The organism is Brevibacillus sp. HB2.2 (assembly GCF_013284275.1).
Classification (GTDB): Bacteria; Bacillota; Bacilli; order Brevibacillales; family Brevibacillaceae; genus Brevibacillus; species Brevibacillus brevis_D.
This window is the reverse complement of record NZ_JABSUV010000026.1, coordinates 63,986-72,709: the sequence shown is the minus strand read 5'-3', so window position 1 is coordinate 72,709 and position 8,724 is coordinate 63,986. Positions and strand designations below refer to the sequence as shown.

Here is an 8,724-nt window from a genome sequence, read left to right as displayed (position 1 = left end):
TGCTTAGCCCAACCGTTCCGCCATAATCGAAATGGCATTCAAAGCTGCTACCGTTACTGGGCTTCCGCCTTTACGTCCCATGTTTGTGATGAATGGGATATCGAGCTTCGCCAGCTCTTCCTTGGATTCTGCCGCGGATACGAAACCAACTGGCATCCCGATCACCAAACCTGGCTTTGCTTCGCCTTCCTTCACCATGCGGATCAGCTCCAGGAGTGCCGTAGGTGCGTTTCCGATGCAAAAGATCCCGCCATCTGCTTCCTTGATCGCTTTGCGCATGGAAATGATCGCACGGGTCGTATTCAGACGCTTCGCCTCTTCCATCACATCGCGATCAGAGATGTACACCTTTACTTCTCCACCGAATTTTTCAATACGGTTTTTGCTGATGCCGACTTGCACCATCTGTACATCTGCTACGACGATTTTGCCGCTGCGGATCGCTTCGATTCCCGATTTTACTGCGTCCGGGTGGAAAACAAGGCTGCGTCCGAGGTCAAAGTCTGCAGATGCGTGGATGACGCGTTGTACTACCGGATATTGTTCTTCTGTAAAGGAATGCTCGCCCAGCTCATCTGTAATGATTTGAAAGCTCAAGTCCTCAATCTCTTGCGGTTGTACGGTCATCGGTTTAAATTCTGTTTTGAAATCCATGGTTAGTTTCCTCCAGTCGCTTGTTTAAGTTCGCCCAGCACGCTTGCGTAATCTGAAAACTTCGTTCCATAATCGATCTTTGGACGACCGATGACGATTGTTTCGATGCCCATTTCCAGTGCCGCTTCCACCTTTTCATCAAAAGCGCCTACCTTGCCGCTCTCCTTGGTGATCATCAGCGTGACACCATAATGCTCGTAGAGCGCTTTGTTCAGCTCCTTGGAAAAAGGACCTTGCATCGCGACGATGTTTTTTTGCTCAACACCGAGCTCTTCGCACTTCTGCATATTGTCTAGACGTGGCAGCATGCGTGCTACCAGCGTCGTGTCCGGCAAGCCCAACAGCCGATCCGTGAACGTTTTCAGCGTCTTGCTGCCCGTCGTCAGCATGATGACGCCGCGCTTTTCAGCCGCCAGTTCAGCCGCCTGGACGTAGTCTTCTACTACAATCAGCTTTTCACTGCCAGGTGAGGAGAGGCTTTCCCGCTCATAACGAATGTATGGGACTCCCGCTCCTTGCGCCCCTGCCATGGCGTTCTTGGAGGCTTCCTCTGCGAAGGGGTGACTCGCGTCGACTACGCATTGGACGGCTCTGTCTTGGATCAGCTGCTGAATATCTTCAGCAGTCAGGCGTCCGACCTGAACGGGCACACCCGCTTCCTCCATACTTTTCGCAGCATTGTCGGTGACAACTGTCGTTAACAGATCGTAGCCCTTGTCCTTGATTTGCAAAGCCAACTCGCGCGCGTCGCTCGTTCCAGCCAGTACCAGAATCATGCTGTCTTCCTCCTACTTGGTAACGTGGTCGTGCTTGTGATCATGCTTGTGGTCGTGGTCATGGCCGTGATGGTGATGGTGACCATGGTGATGATGATGTCCATGCTCGTCATCGTGGTGGTGATGGTGATGGTCGATGTGCTCCATCGCCGCCAGCCTGTACTGACAGGTATCACAGTTCAGCTTCACTTCACCGTGCAACGCTTCCACTACACGATCCTTGAGCACTTCTTTCAACAACGGATGGAAACCAAAATACTCGGCCATTTCGAACTGGGCTTCTGGATATTGCTCACGGAACTTCTCCAGCTGGTCGCTCATCCGTTTGATCAACACACCCGTAAACAGGAAATACGGCAAAAGTACGATGCGCTTCGCACCCAGCTTCAAGCAGCGCTCAACACCCTCGTCGTACAAGGGATATGTCACGCCCATGAAGGCGGTCTCTACCCACTTGGCTTTGTAGCGCTCCCAGAACAGTCGGGACATTTTGTAAATATCGCTATTGGCATCTGCATCGCTGCTGCCGCGTCCGATTACAAGTACAGCCAGGTCATCGTTGTCTTCTCCGGAGGCAAAGCCTGCCTCTTCCATGCGAGCGGTCAAAATATTGATAACTTCGTCGTGAATGCCGATCGGGCGTCCGTAGATGAACTGAACGTGTGGGTGCAGCTCCTTCGCCTCGTCGATGGCAGCTGGAATATGGATTTTTGCATGTCCGGCAGAGAACAGGATGATTGGAATCACCGCCACGCGGGTTGCCCCCCGAGCCACGCATGTATTCAAGCCTTGCAGCATGTCAGGACGGGCAAACTCCAGAAAGCACGTCTCGATAATCGGTACATCCAAGTCCGGTGTTAGCGTCGCCACAAACTGGCGAATCTCTTCATTGCCTTCCGGGTCCTTGCTTCCATGACCTACAAATAATACTGCGTCCATTTTATGTCCCCCTCGTTTTTAGTGGTGTTCTTGCATTAATCTCCGCATGCAGCATTCTCGATTTCAGCTTTGGCTGGCTCGTACCATGCAAAGCCCTCCAGCTCACCTACACGTTGGAAAAACTTGTGGAACCGCTCATTCGGAAATGCTTCTTTTTTGAATCGGTTCACGATTCGCTCCACGAGTGGAACAATCTCTTCTTTTTCGATGCCTTCTGCTACCGGAATACCGGAGTGTGCATTGCGTCCCACCGTTTTTGCTCCCAGGAATAAATCGAACTTCCCTTTGCGGAATACGATCCCAATATCCTCTTGAACCGCGCCATAGCACGCCATCCCGCAGCCGTTAAAACCGATCTTCAGTTCTTTCGGCATTTCTTTTCCACCCAGCTTTTGGTGCAGCTCCTCGGCATAAGGGATGCTGTCTTTTTTCTCGCCGTCGCAGAAATCACACGCTTTTACCTGCAAAACGTCTCCGATCGGGCTGAGAATCAATCCAAGCTCTCGCAAGCGGCTAGTGATGCTTTCTGGGTTGGCAGTCGGCACGCGCAAAATCATTTGGTGGTGTGGGGTGTATTCGATCTCGCCTTTTTCTCCTGCCACCTCGGCAATCGCCATCATTTGCAGCGGCGTGATTTTTTTATTGGCAACACCCGGACTTACCGCGCATTCGAAAATCATCTCTGGCGTAAAGGTAGACACCGGACGATTGACTTGACCTACAGCTGGCTTGGTTTCAATGCCTTTCGCCGTATTGATAGCCGTCAATGCCTCCATGGCCCATGCGAAAGGAGCTTTTGGTGCGGCTTCTTCTGTTACAGGCGGCGCTTCCAGTACTGCCGTGCTTGTTGCTACACGATTTGCTGGTTCTGTAGCAGGTACTCTATCCTCGGTAACGGCTACTGGTCTTTCTGTGTTCGGTGTTGCTGGTGTTGCCGGAGCTGACGCGAGGCTCTCCTCGGAGGCCTCGAGCGACCAAGGCTCATTTTCTACACGCAGACGCTGATGCGGCTTCAGTGGCTGCTCATCGGCAGACAGGGTGTACTTGCGCTGATAACCGCGCGGCGTAATCATTTTGCCGTCGTATACAAACGTCGATGTATTTCCGATAATCACGGTGGTCAGCATGCCGATATCATGCTCCAGCATTTGGGCCAGGGTCGTGACGACAACCGTTTCGCGTTCGCGATAAGCACTTTTCACGATACCGACCGGCGTATCTGGTGAGCGGTACTGCAAAAGAATGCGTTGTGCTTCGACAATCTGGCGTGTGCGTCGTCCGCTGCGCGGGTTGTACAACGCGATCACAAAGTCAGCCATCCCTGCTGCGTCAATCCGTTTGGCAATGAGTTCCCACGGCGTCAAGTGATCGCTCAGACTGATCGTACATGCGTCGTGCATGATCGGTGCACCGAGGATCGCCCCACAGGAATTGATCGCCGAGATGCCCGGTACGATTTCGATAGGTACGCCGGTTGCTTCTGTCCAGCCTTTTTCCACCAACACCTCGTATACGAGACCTGCCATCCCGTAAACACCTGAGTCTCCACTGGAAATGACCGCTACCTTTTTGCCTTCCTCTTCCGCCTGACGTACAGCTTCCCGTGCACGCGCCACTTCTTCCGTCATCCCTGTGCTGACGATTTGCTGATTCGTCAAAAGTCCACGGATCAAATCTACGTAAGTGGAATAGCCGATAATGACATCGGACTCTTGCAGGGCTTCCCGCGCCCGCTTGGTGATATGCTCAAAACTCCCTGGACCAAACCCGATCACAAACAACTTGCCGCTCATAAGGCCCCTCCCCTTTTCGCTTCCTGTTTATAATAAAATCGATATCATCACACTAACGAGCAGACATAAGAGTGAAACGAGATACATCAAACGAATCGTCGCGACAATGTCACTTGCCTGCAATGGTCGTTTCGCATCTCCCATTTTTGCCCGGTTCGATGCAACGCCTTGATAATAATTCAATCCCCCGAGCTGCACGCCTAATGCGCCAGCGACTCCGGCTTCCGGCAAACCGCTGTTTGGACTCGGATGCAAGTGCGCATCTCTTCTGATCATTGCCCAGCACTGCTTCCCATCCAATCGCTGCAGCCAGCTTGCGGCGACGAGCAACAAAGCCGTCAAACGGGCGGGTATGTAGTTCAGTACATCGTCAAAGCGGGCAGACGCCCAGCCGAGATTCAGATACTTCTCGTTTTTATAACCAACCATGGAATCGAGGGTGTTGGCGGCACGATACGCCATTGCCAACGGAGCTCCCCCAATCGCTGCGAAAATCAGCGGAGAGACGATCGCATCGACGATGTTTTCCGCCACGGTTTCTACCGCTCCCCTACATACTTCCGGTTCATCTAGTTGCTCCGTATCACGTCCGACTACCATGGACAAGGAGCGTCTCGCCGCTTCCATGTCCCCAGCCACAAGGTGACGGGCAATCTCCATCCCGGCATCGGCCAAGCCTTTTGTCGCGATCGTCGTAGAAATCAACCAGGCACCCAAGATCCAGGCAAGCACCGGATGGATGAACGTCGCTCCCCACAGAATTAGCCAAACCACAGCATAGCTACCGCCAACGATCACGACCGGAAACAGGACTCCTGCCAGCTTCAAATGCGACTCCTCTTTGAAGAGAGAACGTATGACCAGTTCCAATCGTGTAATCCACCAGCCCATGATGATCACTGGATGCGGCAAGCTCCGGGGGTCTCCTACCACCCGATCGATCAAGTAGGCCGCGCATAATACCCATACTTCTGTCATGTTGTCCCTCTCTTATTCTTCAGGGGTTGTCGCATCCAACTCTGCTTTTCCGGATCCAAGCATTCCGCTACCAGCGCCTCTCCATGCTTCATGCCATCGACCTGCCAATATTGGTCAGGATTGTTTTCGAGCCAGGTGGCCTGGAACCAGCGGATCACGCCGCCATGTGTGACGATGACGACTGTATCGGATGTCTCCTCCCTGCCCGCTCTCTCCAACAAGGAACGTAGCCAACGATCCACGCGCATCCCTAGCTCTTGCAGACTCTCACCTTGTGGAGGTCGATTTCGAAAAGGATCGTCGTACCACCTCGTGGCCCGCACAGGGTCCGACTGCATTAGCTCATCGTAGGTCATCAGCTCCCACTCGCCAAAAGACAGCTCTCTCAAAGCTGGCTCCGAAATAACCGATAGCCCCCAAGTAGCTGCAAGTGGTTCGGCAGTCTGCATGCATCTGAGCAGGTCACTCGAGTAAATCGCAGCGGGTCGCCCGATCAGCACTGGTAATTCCTTGGCCAAATCACTCGCGTGTAGATACCCACGCTCATTCAAAGGAACGTCGCTATGCCCCAAATATCGATGCTCACGATTGCTGTCTGTCTCCCCGTGACGTATCCAAACCAGTTTCATAACCACCAGCTCCCGACTAGCACGAGCAGAACGACCGCTTCACTGCTTTCGATAACAGCCCCATAGCAGTCTCCATTTAAACCGCCCAGTTTTTTTGCAACCGAGCGTGAAAACCATAGAGCAAACAGCAGCGACAGGAAAATAGCTGTCATGACCTGCAAGCCCCCAAGATACCATCCTGCTGCAAACACGATGATGTAGCTCACGATGATAGAGGAAACGGAAAGCCCGGAACTGATGCCTTTTCCGATTCCTTTGTCCGCCGAAAGATACGGCCAGAGCTTGATCGACAAAAGCACATGCGTCCGCGCTGCCACTGGCGCTACGATCAAAAAGCTGCCCCATCCCGGATGTGCGAGCTCTGCGACCGCACCCGCCTTGATCAGCAACAGCATAATCGCAGCAAGTACGCCCATCGCACCTACACGGCTGTCCTTCATAATCGCAAGGATTTGCTCTCGCGGCCTGCTGCTGCCAAGACCGTCCGCGAGGTCCATCCACCCATCCATATGAAGACCACCGGTTACGTAGACCCATGCGATCAGCGTCAAAATAGCGGCGATCCATGGACTAAACAACACCAGTCCTGCCTGATGCACACCCCATAGCAATAAACCGATGACCAAACCAACCGCGGGATACCAGTTGACGCTTTTTCTCCACGCCTCCTCAGAAGGACGAAGCCACGGGACCGGAATACGCGTAAAAAACGAGATCGCGTGTAAAAATGCATTCATCCTTTGATCCTCCACGGTATCCCCGACAAAACCGCGTAGACGGCGTCCGCTTGTCGCGCACTTCTCTGATTGACATCGCCCAGCACATCCGCGAACCATCTGCCCAAACGACTCAAGGCTACACCGCCCAATCCGACCTCACTTGTGACAGCAATGACTTTTTGCGGGGAATTCTGAACGAGGGTCAGCCACGCCTCTGTCTCCTGCAGCAGGGCTTGGGTGTGTGAAGCACTTCTCCATTCCGACTCCTCCACGCTCATCAATCGATTACTCACCCAAGTGGACAGACAATCGATCAACACCACATCATACTGCTCACGAAATGCGTGGTAATCCGTTAATCGTTCTCCTATCTCCACACAGCCCCAATCCAGCGGACGACGTGCCTGATGCTGCTCGATTCTCTGCTTCATTTCATCATCCCAAGCCTTGCCTGTCGCCACGTATAAGACTCGATTGCCCAACGTCATCGCGAGCTCTTCCGCGTAGCGGCTTTTTCCTGAACGGACACCGCCTGTTACCAGCACCAAGCTCATCGCTGTTCCCTTCCTTCCGCATGGACCTCGCGAAGCGCTGCCAAAAGTCGTTCATTTTCCTCTCGTCCACGCACCGCGATTCTCACATCATGCGCCGTCAAACCGGGATACATCGCACAGTTGCGGATCAGAACGCCTTTTTTGCCCAGCCGTGCCTGCAGTTGCTCGGCTGGCAATCCTTCTGGCGAGCGCAGTAGCAAAAAGTTTGCCTCCGAAGACCATACCTGCCAGCCCAACTCTCTACGGATGCAGTCAGTCAAATACGCACGTTCTGTTTTGATCAGCCTACGCGTCTGTTCCTCGTATGCCTGCTCCTGCAAGCACAGTTCTCCTGCCAAAAGGGCCAGTGCATTCACACTCCAGCTCACTTGCTTTTGGCGCATTTTCGCAATGACATCCGGATGCGCAATCGCATAGCCCAAGCGCAATCCCGGGATCGCGTACATTTTCGTCATCGAACGCATCAAAATCACACGGGGAAAGTGCTCCAGCTGCGTCGCCAATGTATACTGCCGCTCTTCCTCCACAAAATCGAGAAAAGCCTCATCCACGATGAGCCACGTATTGGTCTCTTGCGTCCATTCCGCCATTTGGCGCAGCTCATCCAGTTGATACAGGATTCCGGTCGGATTATTAGGTGACCCGACAAATACGAGATCAGTCTGCGTAAAAAGCGTATACAGCTCTTCAGGATCGGGCTTGTACCCGTTCGCTTCCTTCCCGAAGCAGCCAATGACACGAGCTCCATACTGCTCGGAAAGTTGCGCGTATTCCGAAAAGCAAGGATACACCACACCAACTATTTGCGGCGAAAGACCGAGGATGGCCAGCGCCATTGCCTCCGCGGCACCATTCGCAGGTAGCAGCCATTCCTCCGACATTTGCAGCCGTTTGGCCAGCGCACGACGAAACACACGATGTCCAGGGTCTGGGTAATGCGCTACAGCAGCCAACGAAGCCAGTAGCATCTCACGGACGCTTGCTGGCATCCCCAGCGGATTAATATTGGCACTGTAATCCAGAAATTTCCCGGGCTCTCGACCAAAGCGCTGCGCTGCGGTCAGCAGGTCTCCACCATGACCGTACGTCTCTATTACACCTGCGCTTGTCAAAACTCTACCCCCAGCACAGCTGGAATCCCTTCATCGTAGTAATGCTTGATTGGCTTCATCTCTGTCACCAAATCTGCGATGTCCAAAATCTCCTGCTTTGCTGCCCGACCCGTAATCACGAGGTGGATATGACTTGGTCTGTTTTGAATCGCTTCCAACACAGCGGACAATGGCAACACATCGTCAATCGGGAAGCGGTCAATCGCCAATGCATTATTCAGCTCATCCAGAATGACGACGTCGTACACTCCGGAAGAGAGCTTCTCGCTCGCAAACGCCCAAGCTTCCTTCAATGCCTCACGATGCTCCTCCGGTGTCTTTGTCCAGGTGAAGCCGACGCCCATTTGCACGATTTCAATGCCCAATTTATCAAAAATAATCTTTTCTCCATATGTTCGCTCCGGCGACTTGATGAATTGAACCATCAGCACCTTTTTTCCGCGCCCTGTCGCCCGCACAGCCAATCCGACTGCTGCCGTCGTTTTTCCTTTGCCGTCTCCTGTGTAAACGAGGGTCAAGCCCCGCTTCTTATCGTTTTTCTCCATCGTGACCACCTCAAAAAGTGACGTA

General features: G+C 53.2%; 10 protein-coding genes. All 10 read right to left on the bottom strand.

Annotated features, from left to right (window positions below; translation table 11 throughout):
* Nucleotides 1-3: 3 nt before the first annotated feature.
* The 10 genes from HP401_RS19145 to cobO are packed head-to-tail and all read right to left on the bottom strand — an operon-like array spanning nt 4 to nt 8,699.
* A complete protein-coding gene (locus HP401_RS19145) occupies nt 4-654 on the bottom strand; it encodes a precorrin-8X methylmutase (RefSeq protein ID WP_012684976.1) in 651 nt (216 codons plus the stop codon).
* A gap of 2 nt (nt 655-656) precedes the next feature.
* On the bottom strand, nt 657-1,430 hold the full coding sequence (gene cobK, locus HP401_RS19140) for a precorrin-6A reductase (protein ID WP_173606155.1): 774 nt from the start codon (nt 1,428-1,430) through the stop codon (nt 657-659).
* Between the two features lie 12 nt (nt 1,431-1,442).
* Nucleotides 1,443-2,369 carry a sirohydrochlorin chelatase gene (locus tag HP401_RS19135; protein WP_173606154.1) on the bottom strand — a complete coding sequence of 309 codons (927 nt, stop codon included), beginning with the start codon at nt 2,367-2,369 and terminating at the stop codon, nt 1,443-1,445.
* A 35-nt stretch (nt 2,370-2,404) separates the two neighbouring features.
* The gene (gene cobJ / locus HP401_RS19130; RefSeq protein WP_173606153.1) at nt 2,405-4,162 is read right to left on the bottom strand and encodes a precorrin-3B C(17)-methyltransferase; all 1,758 of its coding nucleotides are present in this window, start codon (nt 4,160-4,162) and stop codon (nt 2,405-2,407) included.
* Nucleotides 4,163-4,189: 27 nt separating this feature from the next.
* A complete protein-coding gene (gene cbiB / locus HP401_RS19125) occupies nt 4,190-5,140 on the bottom strand; it encodes an adenosylcobinamide-phosphate synthase CbiB (protein ID WP_173606152.1) in 951 nt (316 codons plus the stop codon).
* Entirely contained in the window at nt 5,137-5,769 is a 633-nt protein-coding gene (locus HP401_RS19120; RefSeq protein ID WP_173606151.1) for a histidine phosphatase family protein, read from the bottom strand. Before HP401_RS19120 ends, cbiB begins: the two co-directional genes overlap by 4 nt.
* The gene (cobS, locus tag HP401_RS19115) at nt 5,766-6,506 is read right to left on the bottom strand and encodes an adenosylcobinamide-GDP ribazoletransferase (RefSeq protein ID WP_012684970.1); all 741 of its coding nucleotides are present in this window, start codon (nt 6,504-6,506) and stop codon (nt 5,766-5,768) included. Before cobS ends, HP401_RS19120 begins: the two co-directional genes overlap by 4 nt.
* Nucleotides 6,503-7,042 carry a bifunctional adenosylcobinamide kinase/adenosylcobinamide-phosphate guanylyltransferase gene (gene cobU / locus HP401_RS19110; protein ID WP_173606150.1) on the bottom strand — a complete coding sequence of 180 codons (540 nt, stop codon included), beginning with the start codon at nt 7,040-7,042 and terminating at the stop codon, nt 6,503-6,505. The genes cobS and cobU overlap by 4 nt, the downstream gene beginning before the upstream one ends.
* A complete protein-coding gene (gene cobD, locus HP401_RS19105; RefSeq protein WP_173606149.1) occupies nt 7,039-8,154 on the bottom strand; it encodes a threonine-phosphate decarboxylase CobD in 1,116 nt (371 codons plus the stop codon). The genes cobU and cobD overlap by 4 nt, the downstream gene beginning before the upstream one ends.
* On the bottom strand, nt 8,151-8,699 hold the full coding sequence (cobO, locus tag HP401_RS19100; RefSeq protein WP_173606148.1) for a cob(I)yrinic acid a,c-diamide adenosyltransferase: 549 nt from the start codon (nt 8,697-8,699) through the stop codon (nt 8,151-8,153). The genes cobD and cobO overlap by 4 nt, the downstream gene beginning before the upstream one ends.
* Nucleotides 8,700-8,724: the final 25 nt, after the last annotated feature.